This window comes from Rhodanobacter ginsengisoli (assembly GCF_042657065.1).
In the GTDB taxonomy this organism is placed as follows: Bacteria; Pseudomonadota; Gammaproteobacteria; order Xanthomonadales; family Rhodanobacteraceae; genus Rhodanobacter; species Rhodanobacter ginsengisoli.
Genome location: NZ_JBHSNF010000001.1, coordinates 984840 through 1009891, shown reverse-complemented (window position 1 = coordinate 1009891; position 25052 = coordinate 984840). Strand labels below are relative to the sequence as shown.

Annotated in this window: 22 protein-coding genes and 1 tRNA gene; 4 read left to right on the top strand and 19 right to left on the bottom strand. The window is 65.8% G+C overall.

Features of this window, described 5'->3' with window-relative positions; genetic code table 11:
- The 11 genes from motB to ACFPPA_RS04415 all read right to left on the bottom strand — a co-directional run bounded on the left by motB (position 1) and on the right by ACFPPA_RS04415 (position 11472).
- Positions 1-1062 carry a flagellar motor protein MotB gene (gene motB, locus ACFPPA_RS04465; RefSeq protein WP_377317648.1) on the bottom strand — a complete coding sequence of 354 codons (1062 nt, stop codon included), beginning with the start codon at positions 1060-1062 and terminating at the stop codon, positions 1-3.
- Positions 1059-1928, bottom strand: coding sequence for a flagellar motor stator protein MotA (gene motA, locus ACFPPA_RS04460; protein WP_377317646.1), 870 nt, complete (start codon positions 1926-1928; stop codon positions 1059-1061). The genes motB and motA overlap by 4 nt, the downstream gene beginning before the upstream one ends.
- A gap of 183 nt (positions 1929-2111) precedes the next feature.
- Complete coding sequence (gene secF / locus ACFPPA_RS04455; protein WP_377317644.1) at positions 2112-3074, bottom strand: protein translocase subunit SecF; 963 nt, start codon at positions 3072-3074, stop codon at positions 2112-2114.
- A 14-nt stretch (positions 3075-3088) separates the two neighbouring features.
- Positions 3089-4972, bottom strand: coding sequence for a protein translocase subunit SecD (secD, locus tag ACFPPA_RS04450; RefSeq protein ID WP_377317642.1), 1884 nt, complete (start codon positions 4970-4972; stop codon positions 3089-3091).
- A 112-nt stretch (positions 4973-5084) separates the two neighbouring features.
- Positions 5085-5417: a preprotein translocase subunit YajC gene (yajC, locus tag ACFPPA_RS04445; protein ID WP_377317640.1), complete on the bottom strand. Its 333-nt coding sequence runs from the start codon at positions 5415-5417 to the stop codon at positions 5085-5087.
- Positions 5418-5614: 197 nt separating this feature from the next.
- Positions 5615-6742 carry a tRNA guanosine(34) transglycosylase Tgt gene (gene tgt, locus ACFPPA_RS04440; RefSeq protein ID WP_377317638.1) on the bottom strand — a complete coding sequence of 376 codons (1128 nt, stop codon included), beginning with the start codon at positions 6740-6742 and terminating at the stop codon, positions 5615-5617.
- A 56-nt stretch (positions 6743-6798) separates the two neighbouring features.
- The gene (gene queA, locus ACFPPA_RS04435) at positions 6799-7833 is read right to left on the bottom strand and encodes a tRNA preQ1(34) S-adenosylmethionine ribosyltransferase-isomerase QueA (protein WP_377319449.1); all 1035 of its coding nucleotides are present in this window, start codon (positions 7831-7833) and stop codon (positions 6799-6801) included.
- A 66-nt stretch (positions 7834-7899) separates the two neighbouring features.
- Complete coding sequence (locus tag ACFPPA_RS04430; RefSeq protein ID WP_377317636.1) at positions 7900-8502, bottom strand: response regulator transcription factor; 603 nt, start codon at positions 8500-8502, stop codon at positions 7900-7902.
- Entirely contained in the window at positions 8499-9716 is a 1218-nt protein-coding gene (locus ACFPPA_RS04425; RefSeq protein WP_377317633.1) for a sensor histidine kinase, read from the bottom strand. The genes ACFPPA_RS04430 and ACFPPA_RS04425 overlap by 4 nt, the downstream gene beginning before the upstream one ends.
- A 42-nt stretch (positions 9717-9758) precedes the next feature.
- Positions 9759-10541, bottom strand: coding sequence for an ABC transporter permease (locus ACFPPA_RS04420; protein ID WP_377317631.1), 783 nt, complete (start codon positions 10539-10541; stop codon positions 9759-9761).
- 1 nt (position 10542) lies between these two features.
- Positions 10543-11472: an ABC transporter ATP-binding protein gene (locus tag ACFPPA_RS04415; protein WP_377317629.1), complete on the bottom strand. Its 930-nt coding sequence runs from the start codon at positions 11470-11472 to the stop codon at positions 10543-10545.
- A 291-nt stretch (positions 11473-11763) separates the two neighbouring features.
- Between ACFPPA_RS04415 and ACFPPA_RS04410 the strand changes: the two genes are divergently transcribed.
- The 3 genes from ACFPPA_RS04410 (at position 11764) to upp (ending at position 14536) form a co-directional block, all read left to right on the top strand.
- Positions 11764-13260, top strand: coding sequence for an aminotransferase class III-fold pyridoxal phosphate-dependent enzyme (locus tag ACFPPA_RS04410; RefSeq protein ID WP_377317627.1), 1497 nt, complete (start codon positions 11764-11766; stop codon positions 13258-13260).
- Between the two features lie 156 nt (positions 13261-13416).
- On the top strand, positions 13417-13785 hold the full coding sequence (locus ACFPPA_RS04405; RefSeq protein ID WP_377317625.1) for a PsiF family protein: 369 nt from the start codon (positions 13417-13419) through the stop codon (positions 13783-13785).
- 118 nt (positions 13786-13903) lie between these two features.
- Positions 13904-14536 (top strand): uracil phosphoribosyltransferase, encoded by a 633-nt coding sequence (upp, locus tag ACFPPA_RS04400; protein WP_377317623.1) that lies wholly within the window; start codon positions 13904-13906, stop codon positions 14534-14536.
- A gap of 84 nt (positions 14537-14620) precedes the next feature.
- Here the strand turns inward: upp and pip are convergent, their stop codons facing one another.
- The 3 genes from pip to ACFPPA_RS04385 form a co-directional block, all read right to left on the bottom strand.
- The gene (gene pip, locus ACFPPA_RS04395) at positions 14621-15586 is read right to left on the bottom strand and encodes a prolyl aminopeptidase (protein ID WP_377317621.1); all 966 of its coding nucleotides are present in this window, start codon (positions 15584-15586) and stop codon (positions 14621-14623) included.
- Positions 15587-15670: 84 nt separating this feature from the next.
- Positions 15671-17917: a GH92 family glycosyl hydrolase gene (locus ACFPPA_RS04390; protein ID WP_377317619.1), complete on the bottom strand. Its 2247-nt coding sequence runs from the start codon at positions 17915-17917 to the stop codon at positions 15671-15673.
- A 29-nt stretch (positions 17918-17946) separates the two neighbouring features.
- Complete coding sequence (locus ACFPPA_RS04385; protein WP_377317617.1) at positions 17947-19332, bottom strand: FAD-binding oxidoreductase; 1386 nt, start codon at positions 19330-19332, stop codon at positions 17947-17949.
- A gap of 125 nt (positions 19333-19457) precedes the next feature.
- Here ACFPPA_RS04385 and serA point away from each other — a divergent pair, with 125 nt between their 5' ends.
- Entirely contained in the window at positions 19458-20690 is a 1233-nt protein-coding gene (gene serA / locus ACFPPA_RS04380; RefSeq protein ID WP_377317615.1) for a phosphoglycerate dehydrogenase, read from the top strand.
- 92 nt (positions 20691-20782) lie between these two features.
- On the opposite strand, the gene ACFPPA_RS04375 is transcribed toward serA, so the two are convergent.
- From ACFPPA_RS04375 to pheS, 5 genes are all read right to left on the bottom strand, one after another.
- Positions 20783-20859 (bottom strand) — tRNA-Pro (locus ACFPPA_RS04375).
- Between the two features lie 70 nt (positions 20860-20929).
- Positions 20930-21286 (bottom strand): MerR family transcriptional regulator, encoded by a 357-nt coding sequence (locus ACFPPA_RS04370; RefSeq protein WP_377317613.1) that lies wholly within the window; start codon positions 21284-21286, stop codon positions 20930-20932.
- Positions 21267-21566 carry an integration host factor subunit alpha gene (gene ihfA / locus ACFPPA_RS04365; protein WP_077442396.1) on the bottom strand — a complete coding sequence of 100 codons (300 nt, stop codon included), beginning with the start codon at positions 21564-21566 and terminating at the stop codon, positions 21267-21269. Before ihfA ends, ACFPPA_RS04370 begins: the two co-directional genes overlap by 20 nt.
- 1 nt (position 21567) lies before the next feature.
- The gene (pheT, locus tag ACFPPA_RS04360; RefSeq protein ID WP_377317611.1) at positions 21568-24000 is read right to left on the bottom strand and encodes a phenylalanine--tRNA ligase subunit beta; all 2433 of its coding nucleotides are present in this window, start codon (positions 23998-24000) and stop codon (positions 21568-21570) included.
- Between the two features lie 24 nt (positions 24001-24024).
- On the bottom strand, positions 24025-25020 hold the full coding sequence (gene pheS, locus ACFPPA_RS04355; protein WP_377317609.1) for a phenylalanine--tRNA ligase subunit alpha: 996 nt from the start codon (positions 25018-25020) through the stop codon (positions 24025-24027).
- Positions 25021-25052 lie beyond the last annotated feature (32 nt).

Here is a 25052-nt window from a genome sequence, read left to right as displayed (position 1 = left end):
TCAGGGCGAGGCCAGCTTCTGCGCCCCGCGCGATCCCGACTCCTGGATCTCCGCAGCGGTGGCCGGGCGGATCACCGGCGGCAACGGCGGCAGTTGCGCCAGCGTCGCCCTGTCGCCGGATGGCGGTACGGATGGCGGCGCCGATGGGAGCATCGGCGTGGATGAGGGTACCGGGATGCCGCCGGCCATTTCCTGCGACAGCGCGGCCTTCTCCGCCTGGCTGGTCATCACGATGATGCTGATGCGACGGTTGACCGGATCGCCGGGGTGCAGCCTGTCGAACGGCACGGCCGCCGCCAGGCCCACCACACGGGCGACCTTGTCCGCCTGCAGACCACCGGCAATCAGCGCCCGCCGCGCCGCGTTGCCCCGGTCCGCCGACAGCTCCCAGTTGCTGTAGTCGTGCTCGCCGCTGTACGGCGCATCATCGGTATGCCCGGAAATGCTGATCATGTTCGGCACGCTGTTGATCGATGCCCCCAGCTCACCGAGGATCCGCACCGTATACGGCTTCAGCGTGGCGCTGCCCAGGTCGAACATCGGACGATTGAGCTTGTCGACGATCTGGATGCGCAAGCCCTCCGGCGTGATGTCGATCAGCAGCTGGTCCTTGAACGGTGCCAGCGCCTGGCTGCTCTGTATCGCGGCATTGAGCTGTTTCATCAGCTGGTCCAGTCGCGCCTTTTCCTGCTTGTGCGCCAGCGCGGCGGCCGCTTCGACATCCTTCTTGACGATCGGCGCACCATGCTTGTCCTTGCCCGGGCCATGCGACATGTCCATCGCACCTCCCAGCTGGATCGCGCTGTCGCTGGCACCTCCGGGACCGAACTTCCCCGGAGGCGCGACCGTCGCGGTCCCCGGGGTCATGCTGGGATTCTTGAAGTATTCGGAAATCGCTGCCTTCTGCGCGGTGGTCCCCACCCCGAGCAGCCACATCACCAGGAAAAACGCCATCATCGCCGTGACGAAGTCCGCGTAGGCAACCTTCCACGCCCCGCCGTGATGGCCATGCCTCTTGCGCCGGTTCCGGCGAATGATGATCGGTTGCAGCTCCTCGCTCACGCACCGGCTCCGCTGCGGTCGCCCTTCAGATGCCCCTCCAGGTCGAGGAAGCTTGGCCGCGCATGCCCGGCCAGCGACTTGCGCGCAAACTCCACCGCCACCATCGGGTTGTAGCCGCGCAGGTTGGCCATCAGCGCCACCTTGACGCATTCGTACGCCTTGCCGTCCTCGTGCACCTTGTTTTCCATCGCCGAAGCCAGCGGCCCGGCGAAGCCATAGCAAAGCAGGATGCCGAGGAACGTGCCCACCAGTGCGCCGGCGATGTGCTCGCCGATCTTCGAGGTGTCGCCACCGAGCTGCGACATGGTGGTCACGATGCCGAGCACGGCGGCCACGATGCCGAAGCCGGGCAGCGCGTCGGCCGACTTCATGACCGCCATCGCCGGCGCCTCGGCTTCATGCTGATGGGTTTCCAGCTCCACTTCGAGCAGTTGTTCCAGCTCGTGCGGGTTCATGCTGCCGCCCACGATCAGGCGCAGGCAATCGGTGATGAACTCGATCAGGTTCTGCTCGGCCAGCAGCCGCGGATAAGCAGAGAAGACCTCGCTGGTGGCCGGCTCCTCGATGTGCGACTCCAGCCCCAGCAGTCCCTCCTTGCGCATCACGCTGAAGATGTCATACAGCAGCGATAGCAGGTCGACATAGTCCTGGCGACGATACGCCGGCCCCTTCAGCAGGCCCAGCATGTCCTGGAAAGCCGCCTTGACGATCTTCGCCGGATTGGCGGTCAGGAACGCACCGGCCGCGCCGCCGCCGATGATCAGCAGCTCATACGGCTGCCACAACGCCAGCAGCTGACCATGCGAGAGCAGATAGCCGCCCAGAACGCTGATGAGGACAATCAGGGTACCCACTACGACAAGCATGCGAATTCCATCGCGGGATCGAATATCCCTCCTGACGGCTATCGACCGTGACCGGGAAATATTTAGCCGGTTCGGGGCATCCGGTCGCTATCGAAGGCAGTCGATCCAGTGGCTTCGCGGCACGGCGAAAAACAAAAGGCCCGGCAATGCCGGGCCTTTCGTGGGATCGCAAAAGCCGACCGCTTACGGACGACGCGCCAGCTCCGGATTGTCGCGGGTCACCGGCATCAGGTCCTTCTTCGACACGCCCAGCCACAGCAGGATCGGGCTGGCGACGAAGATGGACGACAGCGTGCCGACCAGGATGCCGATCAACATGGTGACCGCGAAACCGTGCACCGCGGTACCGCCGAAGAAGAACAGCGCGCCCATGGTGATGCTGGTGAACAGCGAGGTGATGATGGTTCGCGACAGCGTGTTGTTGATCGAGCGGTTGAGGATCTCCTCGGGCTCGGCCTTGCGCGCCAGGCGGAACAACTCGCGGATGCGGTCGAATACCACCACCTTGTCGTTGATCGAGTAACCGATCACCGCCAGCACCGACGCCAGCACGGTCATGTCGAACTCGCGCTGCACCAGTGCCAGGATGCCCAGCGTCACCAGCACATCGTGAACCTCGGTGGCCACCGCGGCGATCGCAAAGCGCCGCTCGAAGCGGATCCACAGGTAGGCCATGATGCCGAGGATCACGAACACGGCCGCCACGGTACCGTCGCTCTTCAGCTCGGCACCGACTTCGGCGGTGACGTAGTCGCGGCTCTTCAGCTTGGCGTCGGGGCGGGCCACCTGCAGCGCCTTGGTCACGTCGGCGGCGATGCGGTCGAGGTTGACCTTGCCGGCGGCCGACATCGCCGCGGGATCGTCCTTGGGCTGCAGCCGGATCGACACCTCGCGGGTGCCGCCGAGGCTCTGCACCAGGGCACGATCGAACCCACCCTTGGCCAGCGCATCACGCACATCGGAAATCGCCACCGATTTGCTGTAATCGACCTTCATCGAAACGCCACCGGTGAAGTCCAGCCCGTAGTTCAGACCCTTGACGGCGATCAGCGCGATCGAGGCAACCATCAGGAAGATGGCGATGGCGATGCTGTACTTGCGCATGCCCAGGAACGGGATATTGCTGTTGTGATTGAAGATTTCCATCGTGATTCCCGCCCTTACACCGAAAGGGTCTTGAGCTTGCGGTGGCCGTGGATCAACGCGGTGAACGCGTGGGTCAGGGTCACCGAGGTGAACAGCGAAGTCAGGATGCCGATCATCAACGTCACACCGAAGCCCTTGATCGCGCCGGTACCCATCGTGGTCAGTGCCAGCGCGGCGATCAGGTGGGTCACGTTGGCGTCCAGGATGGTCGACCAGGCCTTCTCGTAGCCGGCGCGGATCGAGGCGTGCGGGGTCGAGCCGTTGCGCAGTTCCTCACGCACGCGTTCGCAGATCAGTACGTTGGCGTCGATCGCCATGCCCAGGGTCAGCACGATACCGGCCACCCCGGGCATGGTCAGGGTGACGCCGATCAGCGACATCACCGCCACCAGGATCACCAGGTTGAAGAACAGCGCGATGTCGGCGACCAGGCCGAACAGCTTGTAGTAGATCGCTGCCGCCAGCAGCACCAGCGCCAGGCCCAGCAGCACCGCCTTGAAGCCCTTGCTGATGTTGTCCTGTCCCAGGCTGGCGCCGATCACGCCTTCCTCGACGATGTCCATCGGCGCGGCCAGCGCACCACTCTTGAGCAGCAGGGCCAGGTCGGAGGCTTCCTTCGGGCTGCCCAGGCCGGTGGTCTGGAACTGCCGACTGAACGGGCTGGCGATATGGGCGTCATTGATCACCGTTTCGGTGACCTTGGGAACGCGCACTTCCTTGCCGTCGACCACCTTGGTCTCGTAGACCTGCTCGACATACACCACCGCCATCGGCTTGCCGACATTCGCGTTGGTGAAGTCGCCCATCTTCCTGGCGCCGGCGGCGTTCAGGGTGACGTCCACCTTGGGCGTGCCGCTCTGCTGATCGATACCCGAGGAGGCGTCCACCAGCTGGTTGCCGGTCACGATGATCTGTTTGCTGACCAGTACCGGCCGATGGCTGTCACGCATGTAGTAGAGATTCGCGTCGGGCGGGATATTCCCGGTACGCGCGGCTTCGGTGGCCTGGGCGTCGCCGGGATCGCCGATGCCGGGGCGGTATTGCAGGGTGGCCACGGCACCGATCAGTTTCTTCGCCTCGGTCGGATCCTGCACACCGGCCAGCTCGACCACGATGCGGCTGTCGCCCTGCTGCTGGATCAGCGGCTCGGACACGCCCAATGCATTGATGCGGTTGCGCAGTGTGCCCAGGTTCTGGGTGATCGCGCTGCGCGTCAGTTCGCGCAGCTTTTCAGGCTTGATCACGACATTCAATGCAAACCGGTCACCCGTGCTGGGACCGTTGGACACGTTGAGGTCGGTATATTCGTTGGCGATCGCATCGGACGCAGTCGTGCGATCGGCTTCCGAGCGCAGGATCACCGTGATGCCCTGACCGCGGACGGTGTTGCGCGCCACGGATTCGTAACGGATGTTCTTGTCGCGCAGCAGGCTGCGGATGTCATCCGCATAACTGCTTTCCTGCTTGTCGATCGCGTCGTTCTCGTCGACCTGCATCAGGAAGTGCACGCCACCCTGCAGATCGAGACCCAGCGGCATCGATCGCGCGCCGATCGCACGCAGCCAGCCAGGCACCACCGACTGCAGCTTGAACGCGACCGTATAGCCGTCGCCCAGCAGCGACTTGATCGCGTCCAGGCCACTCTTCTGCACGTCGGAGTCCGCAAATGTGGTCAGCAGATGATCGCCCTCGACGATGACCTTGCCGAACGCAATATGCTGCTGGGTGAGCGCCTGGGACACCTTCTGCTGTATCGCCTGGTCGATCGGTGCGGCGCCTCGATTGGCCGTGACCTGCACGGCAGGCACCGGGGGGAAGGCATTCGGCAGCGCGTAAAGCAAGCCGAACAACATCACCAGTGCGACCAGCGCGTACTTCCAGCGGGGAAAATCACTCATGCCATGAACCCGTCAAAGCCGCGGCAACGGGCCGCGGCGTTAGCAATAATCGAGAAATAGTCGCGTGGAAAACCGCCGCCGCCAACTGCCGGGCGGGATATCCCCACCGCCATCAAACGGACTTCAGCGAGCCCTTGGGCAAGACCTGCTGCACCGCGCCCTTCTGCAGCTTCACCTTCACGTTGGCCGCGATCTCGATCGTGATGAAGGTTTCGCCCACTTCCTCCACCCGTCCGGCGATGCCGCCATTGGTGACCACTTCGTCGCCCTTGGCCAGACCGGCGACCAGGGCACGATGCTCTTTCTGACGCTTCATCTGCGGGCGGATCATCATGAAATACATCAGGACGAACAGTCCCACCATCATCATGATCGTGTACATGCCACCACCGGCGGGCTGCGGGGCAGCGGCCTGGGCGATCACGGCGGAGATCGGAAGACTCATCAGTTTGTCTCGCAAGTTGTGGTGTATCCAGCCATTTTTGCTGAACACCCGATAAAAGATTCTCGATTATGCCACGCCCCCCCGGCACGTGCACGGCGTAGCCGATCCCCGACCAGGGGATTACTGAGGGCAGCGGCAGCCGGTTGCAAGGCCGTCCGGCAGGCCATGCTGCAGGCCGGCCCACCGAGCCGCACCCGTCAGACCACCGACGCCCCTTGCCGTTGCGCACGGAACTCGCCGACGAACACATCCAGCGTGCCACCGGCGATCGCGTCGCGCAGGCCGGCCATCAGGCGCTGGTAATAACGCAGGTTGTGCATGGTGGCGAGCTGGCTGCCGAGAATCTCGTTGCAGCGATCGAGGTGGCGCAGGTAGGCACGACTGAAGCCGCCGCTGCAGGCATGGCAGTCGCAGCCGGGCTCGATCACGCGGGTATCCCCGGCGAACTTCGCGTTGCGGATGCGCAACGTGCCCTCGGCGGTGAACAGGAAACCGTTGCGCGCGTTGCGGGTCGGCATCACGCAGTCGAACATGTCGATGCCGCGAAGCACCGCTTCCACGATGTCCTCCGGCCGGCCCACGCCCATCAGGTAACGCGGCTTGTCCCGCGGCAGCAGCGGTACGGTGAAATCCAGCGCGTGGTTGCGCTCGGCCTCCGGCTCGCCGACCGCCAGACCGCCGACGGCATAGCCGTCGAAACCGATGTTCACCAGGCCTTCGGCCGAACGCCGCCGGAGGTTCTCGTACACGCTGCCCTGCACGATCCCGAACAACGCATTCGGATTGCCCAGCGCATCGAACGCCCGGCGCGAACGTTCCGCCCAGCGCAACGACAGCTCCATCGAGTCCGCGGCGACCTTCTCGGTCGCCGGATACGGGGTGCATTCGTCGAAGATCATCGCGATGTCCGAGTCCAGCGTCGTCTGGATCTGCATCGACACCTCGGGCGACAGGAACACCTTGGAGCCGTCCACCGGCGAGGCGAACGTCACCCCCTCTTCGGTGATCTTGCGCTTGTGCGCCAGCGAGAACACCTGGAAACCGCCGGAATCGGTGAGGATGGGTTTGTCCCAGCCGATGAACTTGTGCAGCCCGTCGAACTTCTCGACGATTTCCAGACCCGGGCGCAGGAACAGGTGGAAGGTGTTGCCCAGGATGATCTCGGCGCCGGTCTCGGTGACGTCGCGCGGGGTCATCGCCTTGACCGAACCGTAGGTGCCCACCGGCATGAATGCCGGCGTCTCCACCGTGCCGCGGGCGAAGGTGAGCCGGCCGCGGCGCGCGGGGCCGTCGGTGGCGCTCAGGTCGAATTTCATGGCAGTCATTCGCCCATTATCGAGCCCGCAAGGGGTCGGAGTCACTTTTCACACGCGAGAAGTCACTACGACCCCTGGCCCGGCAGGATCAGCATCGCATCGCCGTACGAGAAAAACCGGTAACCCTGTTCGACCGCATGGCGGTATGCATCCAGGATGGTCTCGCGCCCGGCCAGCGCCGATACCAGCATCAGCAGGGTCGACTGCGGCAGATGGAAATTGGTCAGCAGACCGTCGATGCTGCTGAAGCGGTAACCGGGAAAGATGAAGATCTGCGTTTCGCCGGCGAACGGGTGCAGCACGCCGTCCTTGCTGGCGCTCTCCAGCGCCCGCACCACGGTCGTGCCGACCGCGATCACACGGCCCCCGTTCGCGCGGGTGCGGCGGATCTGGCCGATCAGATGCGCACCGACGTTGAGCCACTCGCGATGCATCTGATGATCCTTGAGGTCATCCGCACGCACCGGCTGGAAGGTCCCGGCGCCGACATGCAGGGTGACGTAGCCGAACTCGATGCCGCGCCGGCGCAACTCGTCCAGCATCGCCTCGTCGAAGTGCAGCCCGGCCGTGGGCGCGGCGACCGCACCGGGCTCGCGCGCGAACACGGTCTGGTAGCGCTCCATGTCGCTGGCGTCGGCACGCCTCTCGATATAGGGCGGCAGCGGCATCTCGCCCAGCTTCAGCAGCAGTTTCTCCAGCGGCTCGGGCGCCTCGAAATGCAGCCGGAAAAAGCCCTCGTCACGCCCCAGCACCACCGCATGGCTGCCATCGGCCAGCTCGATCCGGCCGCCTTCCTTCGGCTTCTTGCTGACACCCAGCTGCACGGTGGCCTCATGCGCACCGGTGACCCGCTCGATCAGGATCTCGACCGCACCGCCGCTTTCCTTGCGTCCATGCAGACGCGCCGGCAGCACGCGGGTATCGTTGAACACCAGCAGGTCGCCGGGCCGCAGGAAGTCCGGCAACTCGCGGAACATGCGGTCCTGCAACGAGCGCCCCGCCACGTCCAGCAACAGCATGCGACTGGCCGAACGCTCCGGCAGCGGCGCCTGCGCGATCAGCTCGGGCGGCAATTCAAAATCGAAATCGGACTTCTTCAAGGGAAACTCGGCCAGCGGGCGGTAGCCGCGCATTATCCCGCAGCAGGCCGCGGGTTGCGCGGGTATCTACAGCCAGCCCTTCTGCCGCGCCAGCCGGTAGGCCTCGATGCGATTGCCGACGCCGAGCTTGCCGATGGCCTCGGAGAGGTAATTGCGCACCGTGCCATGCGACAGATTCAGGTGCACCGCGATGTCGCCGGCCGACTGGCCCTCACCAGCCAATCGCAAGACCTGGCGTTCGCGATCGTTCAGCGGATCGGCTTCGGACCAGGCTTCCAGCGCCAGTTCGGGGTCGATCGCGCGGCCGCCGCGATGCACAGTGCGCAGCGCCTCGGCGAGGTTCTCGGCGGGCGCGTCCTTCAGCAGATAACCCGACACACCGGCGTCCAGCGCACGACGCAGGAACCCGGGCCGCGCAAACGTGGTGACGATGACTACCTTGATCGACAACTGCTGGCGCTGGATGCGCTGTGCCAGCTCCAGTCCGGTCAGTCCGGGCATCTCGATGTCGGTGACCAGCACATCGGGCTTCAGTCGTTGCAGCTCGCGCCACGCCGCTTCGCCATCCGCAGCCGAGCCAAGCACCTCGATATCGGATTCCATGCCCAGCAGCGCCGACAGCGCACCGCGCACCATCGCCTGGTCCTCGGCCAGCAAGACGCGAATCATGCGGCGGAGTGCCCGGAGCCTGGCCTGGACTGCTGCGCGACATGCGCCGCCTCGCCAGGTGACGGGGTCGCCTGCACCAGCCGCAGGACCGGGATGGGCGCCACCACCCGCAATCGCGTACCACCGCCTCGCGGCGACTCCACCGTCAGGCTGCCGCCCAACGCCCGCACCCGCTCGCGCATCCCGCTCATGCCATTGCCCTCCGAGTGAATCCCGCCGCGACCGTTGTCGCTGATGTCCATGCGCACGCTGGCATGCTCACGCTGCAGTTCGATGGTGGCCATGCTCGCCTGGGCATGGCGGGCAATATTCGTGACGGCCTCGCGCAGCACCAGTGACAAGCCGCACTCCACCGGCTTCGGCAGATCGTCCGGCGGATGACCGGATTGAAGCGACACGCCCGAAGACTCCAGCATCAGCCTGGCAGCGGCCAGCTCGGCCGCCAGATCGCTGGCGCGAATGCCGCTCACGGCACTGCGCACTTCGGCCAATGCGTGACGCGCCACTTTCTCGGCCTCCCCGACCTCGCGCCGGGCCGCTTCGAGATCGCGGTCGAACAGCCTGCGGGAGAGCTCCAGCTTCAGCGTGATCAGCGACAGCGTATGACCGAGCAGGTCGTGCAGGTCGCGGCCGATCCGTTCACGCTCGGCGGTGGCCGCCAAGCGTCGCACCTCGTCGTGGGAAAGTTGCAGTTGCGCATCCTTCTCCTCGCTGGTGCGCTCGGCATTGATCACGATGCCGACGATGAACGAGGTCAGCGGGATCGAGAATACCGCCTGCCATGAATAGTGCAGCAGCCAGGTCTCCAGCAGCAGGGCGGCGTTGAGCGCGACCAGCCACGCCAGGTAGGCGCGAAAGGACATGCGGCACACGCGCAGCATCACGCAGCCATAGACGAAATAGGTCAGGCCGCTGGGATACCAGGAAACCAGCGCGATGCTCAGCAGGACCATCGCCAGCGCGTAGCTGCGCGCCGTGGCCCGTGGCGCCACCACGCTCTTGTAGTAGAGCAGCAGGAATACCGGGTAGCTGGCCAGCGTGAAGACCAGCCAGCGGGCGCTCCAGCCATCGCCACTCCAGATGGGAGTGACGAACAGCCAGGCCGACCAAAGCAGGTGCACCGCATCGGTCCAGGGCGACTTGCCCCGGCGGATACTCGACGCGACCAGCGAATCCGGCGCCGGCGCAAGAAATGCGGTTACTCGTCGAATCATGGCGCTCGCCCCCGCAGAGCCTTTCTGCGTCGTCATGCTACTTCAACCGTACCGACGCAGGCGTCGCGCCGCCAGCAGCAGGAAGCCCGCGGCAAAGCCGCTCAGCACCAGCACATGCGGCAGCAGCGGACCCCGGTTCAAGCCGACCGCCGCCTGCGTCAATTGATTCAGGTGATAGCTGGGCCAGAGCGGCGCGAGCTGCTGCAACGCACGGGGCAGCATCGACAGCGGCAGCCACAGGCCGGACAGGAACGCCATCGGCAGGTAGACCAGGTTCAGCAGCCCCGGCGCGCCCTGCCCCTTGATCAGGGTCCCCACGAACATGCCCAGTGCGCAGAACGGCAGCACGCCGAATGTACCGGTGGCCAGCAACGCCAGGATCTGGCCCCGGCTCAGCACCACATGGGCCAGGAACAGGCCGATCAGCAACAACAACACCGTCACCACGGTGGCAGCGATCATCGCCATCACCATCTTGCCCAGCAGGTACGCACCCGGTGGCATCGGCAGGGCCCGCTTGAGAGTCAACAAACCACCGTCGCGCTCGATCGCCAGCGAGACGCCGAAGCCGAACAGGCCCGGCCCGATAATGCCGAACGCGCTGTAGCTGGCCAGCAGGTAACGTGACGCCTCGCCGTGATTTATCAGCACCCCGAACATCAGGTAGAACACGGTCGAGAACAGCGTCATCGGCAGGATGAACGCCGGCGCGCGCAGGTAGCGCAGGCATTCGCTGCGCGCCTCCGCCAGATAGGCGCCGAGCACTCGTCGCCGCGACATCCGGGGGCCCGCGGGAAATCTCTGGATCGGCAGGATGTTTTCCATGTCAGGCCACCTCACGCCGTGACGCTGCCGATGCTGCTTCGGCTTCGCGGGTAAGTTCGGTGAACGCTTCGGCCAGTCCGGCGCGCTGCACTTCCAGTTCGCTCAGGTGCGGGTCGGCATCGAGCAACCGGCGCACGACGCTTTCGGCGTGGGCCGTGGTCAGGTGCAGGCGTTCATTGCTCCGATGCACATCGCCGACCGCCGGCCAGCCAGCCACGACGTCGGTGTCCAGGGTGCTGATGCAACGGATGCGCTTGCTCGCCACCCGCGCCCGCAGCGCATCGACCGTGCCTTCATGGATCACCCGGCCACGCGCCATCACGCAGACACGATCGGCCAGTGCCTCGGCCTCTTCCAGGTAATGCGTGGTCAGCAGCACCGAGCAACCGTCTGCCAGCAGCTGGCGGATCGCCGCCCACAGCTTCTGCCGGGTTTCGATGTCCATGCCCACGGTGGGTTCGTCCAGGAACAGCAGTTCGGGCCTGCCGCACAGCGCCAGCGCAAACTGCACGCGGCGCTGCTGGCCACCGGACAGCCTGGCGTAGGGACGCAAGAGCAGATCGGCTATCCCGGCCAGTTCGGCGCTTTCGGCCAGCGCGCGCGGGGCCGGGTAGTAGCTGGCGGTGAGCCGCAACAACTCACCGACCCGCAGCGTTGGCGGCAGCGCAGCCTGCTGCAGCATCACGCCGATGCGCCGACGCGCCGTGATCTGCTGCGGGTCCTGCCCGAACAGCTCGACCATGCCGGCATCGGCGCGGATCAGCCCCAGCAGCAGGCTGATCGCGGTGGTCTTGCCGGCGCCATTGGGACCGAGCAGGGCCAGCAGTTCGCCCCGACGCAACTGCAGGTCGACCCCCTCCAGCGCGGTGAGGCGACCATAGCGTTTGATCGCGCCGGCGAGGCGCGCGACAACATGGCTTGAATCGTTCATGGCAAGGCTCTCCTGTGCCTTGCAGCGTAGGCAGATCGGGGGCCCTGCTCCATTCGCCGTCGTCAGCCATCGCGGATGACAGCCGTCATGCAGGGGGTACCGGTGACCCCATCCGCCGCGTTATGCTCGGGGATGCTCTTGCGCGCTTTCCCCGGATCCGGTGCCCCGGACAGGGTGCATTGCCCCGGAAACAGTCCGCTACAGGCGGTTTCCGGCAGGCGATGCCCACGCGCAGGGAGTCGGCCTGCTTCGCGCTGGGTGCGAGGCGCCGACGTAATCGAGGAGGAAGTCATGGGTGTGATCAATCAGCTGCGCGAACTGCGCGAATTCGGTGGCAAACCGCGAACCACGGGCCTGGACGATGCCAGCATCGAGCGCCTGGCCGCGAACGACCCGCTGCTGGGCCAGGCGATTGCCGAAGCGGTGGCGCGACACCAGGAACTGCGCGCCGAGATGGCTGATTTCCTCCGGCTCGACGAAGCCGAGCAGATGGCCCAGGTCCAGGCCGGTTTCATCAATTTCTATCCCGACGACGCGGTCAACCCGTACCTGTCGGCCGCAGCGCGCGGCCCGTGGATCGTCACGCTCAAGGGCGCCGTGCTGCACGACAACGGCGGCTACGGCATGCTCGGTTTCGGCCACAACCCGCAAGCCATCCTGGATGCGATGAGCCGGCCGCAGGTGATGGCCAACGTGATGTCGCCGAGCATCGCCCAGATGCGCTTCACCCGCGCGCTGGATCGTGAGCTGGGCCGCAACCGCGACGGCAATCCGTACAAGCGCTACATGTGCCTCAATTCGGGTTCCGAAGCGGTGGGCCTGGCCTGCCGCATCGCGGACGTCAATGCCAAGCTGATGACCGATCCGGGCGCGCGCTACGCCGGGCGCACGATCAAGCGGCTGGTGGTCAAGGGCGCGTTCCACGGCCGCACCGACAAGCCGGCGCTGTATTCCGACTCCTCGCGCAAGGCCTACCAGCAGCACCTGGCCAGCTATCGTCACGAGGACAGCGTGCTGACCGTGGCGCCCTACGACGTGGCCCAGCTGGAAGCGGCTTTCGCCGACGCCGACAAGCACGGCTGGTTCATCGAGGCGATGTTCCTGGAGCCGGTGATGGGCGAAGGCGATCCCGGTCGCGCGGTCACCACGGAGTTCTACAAGGCCGCCCGCGCGCTGACCGAAGCCCATGGCAGCCTGCTGCTGGTCGACTCGATCCAGGCCGGCCTGCGCGCGCATGGCGTGCTGTCGCTGATCGACTACCCGGGCTTCGAGAAGCTGCCCGCACCGGACATGGAGACGTTTTCCAAGGCACTCAACGCCGGTCAGTATCCGCTGTCGGTACTGGCGGTCAGCGAGCGCACCGCGGCGCTGTATCGCAAGGGCATCTACGGCAACACGATGACCGCGAACCCGCGTGCACTGGACGTGGCGCTGGCCACGCTGGATGAACTGAGCGACGAAGTGCGCGACAACATCCGCGAGCGCGGCAAGGAATTCGTCGACAAGCTCAATGCGCTGAAGAGCGAGCTGGGTGGCCTGATCACCAAGGTGCAGGGGACCGGCCTGCTGTTCTCCTGCGAGCTGGCGCCGGAATACAAGTGCTATGGCGCCGACTCGACCGAGGAATACATGCGTGAGCGCGGCATCGGCGTGATCCACGGCGGCACCAACTCGCTGCGCTTCACCCCGCACTTCAACGTCACCAGTGCCGAAGTCGATCTGGTCGTGGCGAACGTGCGCCAGGCCCTGCTCGAGGGCCCGCGCAAGGCCAAGGCCGAAGCGGCCTGATCCAGCCCGAATGAACACTTCAGCCGCGGCGGCGATGGACAGGCCGCCGCGGCTGAATACTTCGTGCATGTCGGGTTTCACCCACTCCCGCGGCGGTCGCAGCCGGCATAGACTGGCCGCGCCGGCAACAGCCGGTCACCCAGGGAGGACTCAACGATGTCGATGTCATTACGTCTGCTCGCGGTCAGCGCCGCCTTTGCCTTTGCCGGCGCCGCCTTTGCAGCCACCCCGAAGACCAGCGCGGCGGCTCCCGCCGCCAAACCGCATAGCGCCCAGCAACAACGCATGATCGACTGCAACAAGCAGGCGACCGGCAAGAAGGGCGCCGAACGCAAGTCCTTCATGAGCTCCTGCCTGAAGGGTGGAAGTGCCGCTGCCGCGCCGTCGGCCAGGCAGGCCCAGCAGGAGAAAATGAAAAGCTGCAATGCCGAGGCGAAGACCAAGGCGCTCAAGGGTGCCGATCGCAAGGCCTTCATGAGCACTTGCCTGAAAGGCAGTACGGCAGCCGCCCCGCCGGCGCAGTAACAAGGGCCGCCTCCATCGGCCGCCGCCCACGCACACCTGCAGGTGTGCGTGGGCGGCCCCGGTTCGCTAAGCTCCGGAACTGTCACGCGCCTGGCGCTGCCACTGAAGACAGTCACCGATGAAGATCGTCGAAGTCCGCCACCCGCTGATCCGGCACAAGCTCGGTCTGATGCGTCGCGCGGGCATCAGTACCAAGGAATTTCGCGAGCTGGCCTCCGAGGTCGCCGCCCTGCTCACCTATGAGGCCACCAAGGATCTGGAAACCGTCGAGGAACCGATCCAGGGCTGGGCCGGGCCGCTGCAGGTACACCGGATCAAGGGCAAGAAGATCACCATCGTGCCGATCCTGCGCGCCGGACTGGGCATGCTGCCCGGCGTGCTCGACATGATTCCGTCGGCCAAGGTCAGCGTGGTCGGTGTGCAGCGCGACGAGCGGACCCTGCAACCGGTCGCCTACTACGAGAAACTCAGCGGCCGCATGGACGAGCGCATCGCGCTGATCGTCGACCCGATGCTGGCCACCGCCGGCACCCTGATCGCCGCAGTCGACATGCTGAAAGCCGCCGGCTGCCGGCGTATCAAGGGACTGTTCCTGGTCGCCGCGCCGGAAGGCCTCGAGCGCATCGAAGCGGTCCACCCGGACATCGAGATCTACACCGCCGCCATCGACGAACGCCTCAACGAGCACGGCTATATCCTGCCCGGCCTGGGCGATGCCGGCGACAAGATCTTCGGTACCAAGGTCTCTTGAAGCAAAAAAAATAGTGAACAGGAGTGAGAAACGAGTGACGCTGCCCTCACTCGTTTCTCATTTCTTCCCCCTCACTCCCCGCTTTCAGCGGCCGAAGCGGTCGGTCGCCTTGATCAACTCGTGCATGATGCCCGGCTCGAACGCCGAGTGGCCGGCATCCTGCACGATGTGCAGATCGGCTTCGGGCCACGCGCGATGCAGATCCCACGCGCTGCGCAGCGGGCAGACCACGTCGTACCGGCCCTGCACGATCACGGCAGGAATGTGACGGATGCGCTCGACGTTGCGCAGCAGCTGGTCGTCGTGTTCGAAGAAACCGCCGTTGACGAAGTAGTGGCATTCGATCCGCGCAAACGCCAGCGCAAACTCGTCTTCGGCACTGGAAGCCATGTGCGACGTGTCCTGCCACAGGAAGCTGGTCGCGCCTTCCCAGACCGACCACGCCCGCGCGGCGTCCGTGCGAGTTTTCGGATCATCGCTGGTCAGGCGTCGATGGTAGGCGTTCATCAGGTCGCCGCGCTCCGGCTCCGGAATCGCCTCGAGATAGGTCTCCCACGCATCCGGATACAGCGCGTCGCAACCCTTCTGGTAGAACCATTCCAGTTCCCACCGGCGCAGCATGAAGATGCCGCGCAATACCAGCTCGGTCACCTTGTCCGGGTGCGTCTGTGCGTAGGCCAGTGCCAGGGTGGAACCCCATGAGCCACCGAACACCTGCCAGCGGTCGATCGCCAGGTGCCCGCGCAGACGCTCGATGTCGGCCACCAGATCCCAGGTGGTGTTGTCGGCCAGTTCCGCATGCGGGGTGGACTTGCCGCAACCGCGCTGATCGAACAGCACGATGCGGTAGATCGCCGGATCGAAGAAGCGCCGGCATTTCCCGTTGGTGCCGCCACCCGGCCCTCCGTGCAGGAACACCACCGGCTTGCCGTCGGGGTTGCCGCTCTGCTCGTAGTACAGCGTGTGCAGATCCGAAACTTTCAGAAAGCCGCTGTCATACGGTTCGATGTCGGGATACAACGCGCGACGCGGCTCCAGCGCCTGATTCATCGACGACTCCTGGCTGTGCTTGGTGAATCCACCATCGTAGCGGCATCGCCGGACAGGCGAAAGCGCGGTGCCGGCGGTACGGGCTCAACGGGCCGCATCGCGCGGCCGCCAGTCGCTGGCCCAGTGGGACGGCCGCGGCCCCATCACGAACTCCAGCGTGCCGCCCGCCATGATCTGGTCGTAGCGGATCACCGGGGCCGTCAGCGGCCGGCCGTCGAGCGTGGCCGACTGGATGTAGATGTTGCCGGCAGCGCGGTGGGAGGCGATCACCGTGAACGTCTTGCCGTTGCCCAGCGCCAGCGTGACCCGGCCGAACAGCGGGCTGCCGATCATGTACTCGGCCGACGCCGGATTGACCGGATAGAAACCCAGCGCGGTGAACACATACCAGGCGGACATCTGGCCGCAGTCCTCGTTGCCGAGGATGCCGGCGGGCGTGTCCGAGTACGCGTCCCGGGCCAGCTCATGCACGCGCGCCTGGGTCTTCCACGGCGCGCCGACGAAGTCGTAGAGGTAACCGTAGTGATGGCTGGGCTCGTTGTCGTGGTGGTTGTGGCCACCGGCAAAGTGCTCGTCGAGCCGGGCCTCGGCGGCCTTCGGGCCACCCAGCAGCGCCACCGTACCGGGGATGTCGTGCAGGGCCGCAAACAGATAGACCCACTGGTCCCCCTCGGTCCATCCCTCCGCGGGCGAAGCCCAACTGCCGTCGGCCAGGCGCGCCTGCATGAAGCCGCGCGCCGGATTGAACAGCTTGCGGTAATCCAGCGAACGCTTCATGAAGCGCGCGGCGTCCTGCGCGTGGCCGGTGGCGCGGGCCACCAGCGCCACCGCGTAATCGTCGTAGGACTCCTCCAGCGTGCTCGAGGCCGATTCGGACACCTTGTCGGCGGGAATGTAGCCGAGCGTCTTGGCATAGCCGAGGCCGGCGCGCGCCTCGTAAGGCGTGCCCGGTTCGCGATCGAACCAGCGTCGTGAAGTGTCACCGTCGGGCGGCACGCTGGCGTCCTTGTGCACGGCCGCGTAAGCGAGCTCCCGGTCGAAGCCGGTGAAGCCCTTGCCGATGGCCTCCGCCACCAGCGAATCGGCATGCGTGCCGATCATGATGTTGGTGTAGGACGGGTTGGGCCATTTTGGCATCCAGCCGCCTTCGCGATAGTCCTGCAACAGCGCCTGCACCATGCCGCCGATGCGCTCGGGCGCGAACAGGGTGAGCAGGCTGTTCTCGGCACGGAAGGTGTCCCAGATCGAGTAGTCGGTGTAGGACACGCCGTCATGCACCTTGTCGTCGAAGGCGCTGTAGTAGCGACCGTGCTCGGACAGCAGGCGCGGATACAGCAGCGCGTGATAGAGCGCGGTGTAGAAAATGTGTCGCCGGGACGGATCGGCCCCCTCGACCTTGGCCATGCCGAGCTTGCGGTTCCACGTCCGCCTGAGTGCGTCGCGGGTGGCGTCGAAATTCCACCCGGGCAGCTCGGCGTCGAGATTGGCCTGGGCCTGCGCGAGACTGATGAACGAAGTGCCGACCTGCGCCTCGACAGGCTCGCCCGAGGCGGTATCGAACGAGACGAAGGCGCCTGCATTCTTCCCCTGGACCTTGGTCTTGCCCGGCCACTGCAGCACCCCCTCGTACACCGTGCCGGCCGAGAACGGCTGCTTGAAGCGCACCACGAAATAGCCCCTGAAATGGGGCAACTTCAGAGGCCCGAGATCGGCGTCCTGGCGATCCGGGTTGTAGCCGCGGATCTCGTGCCGGTCGGCGTCGATTTCCACATAGCCGTCGATCCCGGGGCGGGTCGCCTCGATCAGCACGCTGGCCCTCGAGCGGGCCGGAAAGCCGAAACGCAGGTAGCCGCAATGGTCGGTGGACGTGATCTCGGTACGGATGTGACGTCCGTTGCCGGCATCCATCGTGACCGCGTAGTAGTACGGCGTGGCCACCTCGTCGCTGCGTGCAAACGGCAGCTGACGTGCCTCCGGCGCGTACTTGGTCGCATCGAGCTCCGGCATCAGCGTGACGTAGCCGTAATCGCCCATCCAGATCGCCGCCTGGTGCGTCCCGATGAAGCCCTGGATGTGCTTGTCGGCGTAGTTGTAGGAGCTGACGCTGACACGGTTCTGGCGCGTTTGCGCCGTCCAGTTGGTCATGCCGAACGGGGTGGTCACCAGCGGCATGGTGCCGCCGTATTCGGAACCGCTGCCAGCCGTGCCGATGTAGGGATCGACCCAGTCCACCGGGGTCGGCGGAGCCACCGCCGCGGCAAGCGCCGAGCCGGCGCCGGCAAAAAGGAAGATACCTGCGGCCACGCCTGCACGCACTCGCTTGCATCGCATCGACACACCTCTTCGCATGGCGGATGGTCTCAGCCGAGCAGCTTACCCGGATTGAGGATGCCGCCGGGATCGAACACCTGCTTCACACCCCGCATCAGCGCGATCTCCGCTGCGCTGCGCGTGCTCTCCAGGTAATCGCGCTTGACCAGTCCGATGCCGTGCTCGGCCGAGATGCTGCCACCGTGGCGCTGCAGCGTGGCGGCCAGCAGCTTCGTCACATGCTCGCACTGGGCGATGAAGGCCGCGTCATCCACGCCGTCGGGCTTGAGCACGTTGATATGCAGGTTGCCGTCGCCGATATGGCCGAACCAGACCACCTCGACCTGTGGATACTCGCGTGTCAGCAGCGCCTGCATCTCGTGCAGAAATGCCGGCACGGCACTGATCCTCACCGACACGTCGTTCTTGTACGGCTGCCGCGGCGCCAGGCTTTCGGTGATGCCTTCGCGCAGCCGCCACAGCGCTGCCGCCTGTGCTTCGCTTTGCGCGATCACGCCATCGCTGACCCAGCCCTGCTCCAGCGCCTGCCCGAATGCATCCAGCGCCGCTTCCTGCGCCGGCTCGTCGGCCGCGTCGAACTCGGTCACCACGTAGTACGGATGGTCCCCGTCGAACGCCCGCTGGGCGCCATGCGCCAGCACGTGCTTCAACGCGCGGTCGGTGAAGAACTCGAACGCCTGCAGCCCGAGCCTCACGCGGAACAGTGCGAACACCTGCATCAGCGCATCCATGTCCGGCAGCGCCAGCAGCATCACCTGGGACGGCGGCGCCGGGTCGGTGAGCCTCAGGGTGGCCTCCACCACGATGCCCAGAGTGCCTTCCGAACCGATCATCAACTGGCGGAAATCGTAGCCGCTGGAGTTCTTGATCAGTCCGCGGTTGAGTTCCAGCAGCTCGCCGTTGCCGGCAACCACCTTCAGCGCCGCGATCCATTCGCGCGTGTTGCCGTAGCGGATCACCCGGATACCGCCGGCATTGGTGGCGATATTTCCGCCGATCGAGCACGAGCCGCGGGCGGCGAAATCGACCGGATAGACCAGCTCGTGGCTGCGGGCGGCATCATGCACCGACTGCAGCGCGATGCCGGGCTGGACGGTCAGGGTGCGGTCGACGGCGTTGAAATCCAGCACGCGGTTCATCCGCTCCAGACTCAGCACCAGCTCGCCGCTGGCGGCCACGGCGCCGCCGGACAGGCCGGTGCGACCACCGGAAGGCACGATCGCCACCTGCTGCTCGTTGGCCCAGCGCACGATCGCCTGCACTTCCTCCACGCTGGCCGGGAGCGCGATCGCCAGCGGCGCCGGCGTCCAGCGCCGGGTCCAGTCGCGGCCGTAATGTTCCAGATCGCCCGGCGATGTGAGCAGGCGCAGGTCGGGCAACCGGCGGGACAATTCGGCGAGGCGGGTATCGGACATGCTTGGCTCCGGGGGCATCCCCACAGCCTGCCAGCCGCATCATTCCGCGTCCAGTGCTGCAGCGCCGCAAAGCGCTTTCGTCTCTGGCATAGTAGCGATTCCTACTTCCTGCCCAGGCCGACGCGATGCAGACCTCCTACCCCCGCCAAGACATCAAGGTATTGCTGCTGGAGGGAGTGAGTGCCAGTGCGGTCGAGAATTTCCATCGTGCCGGCTACAGCCAGGTCGAACTGCATGCGAAGTCGCTGCCAGAAGACGAGCTCAAGCGACGCATCAGCGATGCGCATATCGTCGGCATCCGCTCGCGCACCCAGCTCAACGGCGAGGTACTGGCACAGGCCAAGCGGCTGATCGCGATCGGCTGTTTCTGCATCGGCACCAACCAGGTGGATCTGTCCACCGCGCGGAAGCTCGGCGTGCCGGTGTTCAACGCACCGTATTCCAACACGCGCAGCGTGGCCGAGCTGGTGATCGCCGAGGCGATCATGCTGTTGCGCGGGATCCCGCAGAAGAACGCCCTGTGCCATCGCGGCGGCTGGACCAAGTCGGCCAGCGGCAGCTTCGAAACGCGCGACAAGGTGCTCGGCATCGTCGGCTATGGCCACATCGGCACCCAGGTCGGCGTGCTGGCCGAGAGCCTCGGCATGCGGGTGATCTTCCACGACATCGAAACCAAGCTGTCGCTGGGCAATGCACGCGCGGTGTCGAGCCTGGACGAATTGCTGGAACGTGCCGACGTGGTCACCCTGCATGTGCCCGAAACCCCGGCCACGCAGATGATGATCAAACAGGCGCAGCTGGCCAGGATGCGTCCCGGCGCCATGCTGATCAATGCCTCGCGCGGCAGCGTGGTCGATATCGACGCATTGGCCACGGCCTTGCGCGAGGGCCATCTGGCGGGGGCTGCCGTGGACGTCTTCCCGGTCGAGCCGAAGGGCAACGACGATGCCTTCGTGTCCCCGCTGGTCGGGATGGACAACGTCATCCTGACCCCGCACATCGGCGGCAGCACGCTGGAGGCGCAGGACAACATCGGCATCGAGGTGGCCAGCAAGCTGATCCGCTACAGCGACAACGGCTCCACCCTGTCGGCGGTCAACTTCCCCGAGGTCACCCTGCCCGAGCACCCGAACAGCCGCCGCCTGCTGCACATCCATCGCAATGTGCCGGGTACGCTGTCGCGCATCAACGAGCTGTTTTCCGCCGGCAACATCAATATCGACGCGCAGTTCCTGCAGACCGACAGCGAAGTCGGCTACGTGGTGATCGACGTCAGCGCCGACACCCGCCAGGCGAATGCGCTCAAGGATCAGCTGGCGGCGATACCCGGCACCCTGCGCAGTCGCGTGCTGTACTGAGGGCGGGGAACGGCAAGCACATCGCGGTTTTGCCCTGGTTCCCCGTGCCCTAACAAAAAAGCGCCCAAGGGCGCTTTTTCTGGATGCTGAATTGGTCGGGGCGGCCGGATTCGAACCGACGACCCTCTGCCCCCCAGGCAGATGCGCTACCAGGCTGCGCTACGCCCCGACGATCAGCAAGTCGGGAAGTCTAGCAGCTGACCGGGTGGCGCCGGAAGCCATTTGTGATCCTTGCGTACTCAGCGACGCAGCAGGGTCAGTACTTCTTCCAGCTCCAGTCGCACCTGACGCACGATCTGGTGCGAAATGCTGGCTTCCATCCGCGCCTGCGGGCCTTCCAGTCGCGCCCGCGCACCGGTGATGGTGAATCCCTCGTCATACAACAGCGAACGGATCTGGCGGATCATCAGCACGTCGTGACGCTGGTAGTAACGGCGGTTGCCGCGACGCTTGACCGGATTGAGTGCGGGGAATTCCTGTTCCCAGTAGCGCAGCACGTGGGGCTTCACGCCGCACAGCTCGCCGACCTCACCGATGGTGAAGTAGCGCTTCGCCGGGATGGCGGGGAGTTCGGTGTTATTCCCTTGATCCAGCATAGCCCTCGACTCTTACCTTGAGTTTCTGTCCCGGCCGGAAGGTCACCACGCGCCGGGCGGAGATCGGAATCTCCTCCCCGGTCTTGGGGTTGCGCCCGGGTCGCTGATTCTTCAGCCGCAGATCGAAATTGCCGAAACCCGACAACTTTACCTGCTCACCGTTTTCGAGTGCTTCGCGAACCACCTCGAAATAGGCATCCACGAATTCCTTGGCCTCACGCTTGTTGAGGCCCACGTCGAGGAAAAGCCGCTCGGCCATTTCCGCCTTGGTCAGAGCCATCTCATCCTCGCAACTTCGCCTTGCATGTCTGCTCCAACACGGCCACCGCTTCGCGCACGCAGAGATCCGCGTCCTCATCTGTAAGGGTGCGTGAAGCATCCTGCAAAATCAAGCCCATAGCGAGACTTTTTCGACTTGCTTCGACGCCTTTGCCACTGTAACGGTCGAACAGCCGCAATTCCTTCAATCGCTCGCCCAGCGTGACGCGAACAAGTTGCTCGATCCGTGACCAACTGACCGTTTCGGGCAGATCCAGCGCAATGTCGCGCCGCACGGCGGGAAACCGCGGCACGGCGCGGACCCGGGGCAGGCGCCGCGCCAGCACGGGTTCCAGCGCCAGCTCCAGCACATGCACGTCGGCCCCCAGATCGAGCGTCCGGGCCAGTTGCGGGTGCAATGCACCGAGATAGCCCACCGTCTCGCCGTCGCGCGCCACGCGCGCGCCGCGGCCCGGGTGCAGCCAGCCCGGCAGGCCGTCGGCATGCACCGACCAGCGCTGCGGCTCGCCACCCCAGGCGATCAGGGCATCGAGGTCGCCCTTCAGATCATGGAAATCCAGCGTCCGCGCGGACTCACCCCATTGCTCGGCGCGCGCGTTGCCGCAGGCGACGATGGCAAGGCTGGGCGTCTCCACGGGCGGGTTGCCCGCTTGTTGCGACGTCCGGCCCGGGCTGGCCGGCTCTTCGCACGGGGATGCGCCTTGCTGGAATACCCGCGCCACCTCGAACAGGCGCACGCGCTCCTGCTGACGGGCGCGGTTATGCCGCAGCGCTTCGATCAACCCGGGCAACAAGGAAGGTCGCATCACCGCCAGATCGGCCGACAAGGGGTTGGCCAGCGGCACCAGCCGCTCGGTGAAGCCCCAGCTGGTCAGCAGAGGTGCTGCGACGAAGGACAGATTCACCGCCTCGTAGTAGCCGCGCGCCGCCAGTTGCTCGCGCAACGCCAGTTCGTTGATGCGCGCTTCCGGCTCGATCACCAGGGCCAACGCACCGGCCGGTGTCGCCGTGGGGATATTGTCGTAACCGAAGATGCGCGCCACTTCCTCGATCAGGTCTTCCTCGCGCTCGATGTCGAAGCGGCTGCTGGGCGCGGTGATCTGCCAGCCCTCGGCGCTGTCCTCGACCCGCATGCCCAGCGCGGTGAAGATGCGCTTCACTTCGGCATCGGCCACGCTCACACCCAGCACCCGCTGAAGCCGGGCCCGACGCAGACCGACCGCCGCGGGCAAGGTCAGGTCGGCGGGGTTTTCCGCCCGCAGGACCGGGCCGGCGCTGCCGCCGGCGATCGCCAGCAGCAGCTCGGTGGCGCGTTCCAGCGCCCGCTGCGGCAACTGCGGATCGACCCCGCGCTCGAAGCGATGCGAGGCATCGGTATGCAGGCCGAGCTTGCGCGAGCGGCCCATGATCGCGGCCGGTGCGAAGTGCGCGGCTTCGAGAAAGATGTTGCGCGTGTCATCGCCGACGCGCGAATCGAAACCGCCCATCACGCCGGCCACGGCCAGCGGCTTGTGCTCGTCGGCAACCAGCACGAAACCCTCGTCGAGCCGGGCCTCGCTGCCATCGAGCAGTTTCAGCGTCTCGCCGCTGCGGGCATGACGGACCACGATGTCGCCCTGCAGGGCGTCGTTGTCGAACGCATGCAGCGGCTGGCCCAGTTCCAGCATCACGTAGTTGGTGACATCGACCACCGCACTGATCGGACGCAGGCCCGAGCGGCGCAGGCGCTCGGCCAGCCATAGCGGAGTGCGTGCCGACGGGTCGATCCCCTCGACGATACGGCCCAGATAGCGCGGAGCGTCCTTGCCGGCCTCCAGCCGGATGCCACGACGCGTCGTACCGGTGACCCCCACCGCGGCCTGTTCCGGCAGGTTCACTGCGCTGCCGAACAGGGCCGCCACATCATGCGCCAGCCCGAACAGGCCCAGGCAGTCGGGACGGTTCGGAGTGAGCTTCAACTCGAAGCTGGCATCGGGCAGCCCGAGGCAGTCGGCCAGCGGCTGGCCGACCGGGGCATCGGCCGGCAGCTCAAGCAGGCCGGACGCATCGGCATCCACGCCCAGCTCCTTCGCCGAGCACAGCATGCCGAACGACTCCACCCCACGCAGCCTGGCTGCCTTGATCGCGATGCCGCCGGGCAGGCTCGCCCCCACCCTCGCCAGCGGCACCTTGATGCCGACCCGCGCGTTCGGCGCACCACAGACGATCTGCAGCAACTCGCCCTGCCCTGCATCGACCCTGCACACCTGCAGGCGATCGGCTTCCGGATGCTTCTCGGCGGCCACGATCTCGGCCACCACCACGCCGTCCAGGCCTTCGCCAAGCACGGTCAGCTCTTCCACTTCCAGCCCGGCCATGGTCAACGCATGCGCCAGGGCGGCACGGTCGGCCTTGATGTCGACCAGCTCGCGCAGCCAGTTCTCGGAAAATTTCATGCTTTTCGATTCCTGCGCCGCGTTTCAGGCGAACTGCTTGAGGAAGCGCAAATCGTTCTCGAAGAACGCGCGCAGATCGGAGACGCCGTAGCGCAACATCGCAAAGCGCTCCACGCCGAGACCAAAGGCAAAGCCGCTGTAACGCTCCGGATCGATGCCGCAATTCTTCAGCACGTTCGGATGCACCATGCCGCAACCGAGCACTTCCAGCCAGCGGGTGGAACCGTCCTCGGCATCCCAGCGGATGTCGACCTCGGCGGATGGCTCGGTGAAGGGGAAGTAGCTGGGGCGGAAGCGCATCTCGAAATCACGCTCGAAGAACGCCCGGATGAACTCGGCCAGGGTGCCCTTCAGGTCGGCGAAACTCGAGGTCTCGTCGATCAGCAGGCCTTCGATCTGGTGGAACATCGGCGAGTGGGTCTGGTCCGAATCGCTGCGGTAGACCTTGCCCGGCGCGATGATGCGGATGGGTGGCTGGCGCCCGGCCATGGCGCGGATCTGTACCGGCGAGGTATGCGTGCGCAGCAGGCGACCGTCACCGAAGTAGAAGGTGTCGTGCATCGCGCGCGCGGGATGATGCGGCGGAAAATTCAATGCCTCGAAGTTGTGCCAGTCGTCTTCGATCTCCGGGCCGTCGGCACGCTGGTAGCCCAGCCGCGCGAAGATCGAGGCGATGCGTTCCAGCGTTCGGGTGATCGGATGGATGCCGCCGCGCTCGCCGTCACGACCCGGCAGGCTGATATCCAGCCGCTCCGAGGCCAGCCGGCGATCCAGCTCGATCTGCTCCAGCACCTGCTTGCGTGCGGCAAGGGCTTCGGCGAGGCGATCCTTGACCCGGTTCACTTCGGCCCCGCGCGCCTTGCGCTCGTCCGCCGCCAGTGCGCCAAGCGTCTTCAGCGCGGCGGTGACGATGCCGTTCTTGCCCAGCAGGCCGACGCGCAGCGCATCGAGCGCCTCCAGCGTATCGGCCTTGTCGATATCGGCCAGCGCCGAAGCGGCGCGGCTGTCCAGATCGTCCATAAGGTGCGCTTCTCGTTACTTCCCCTCTCCTT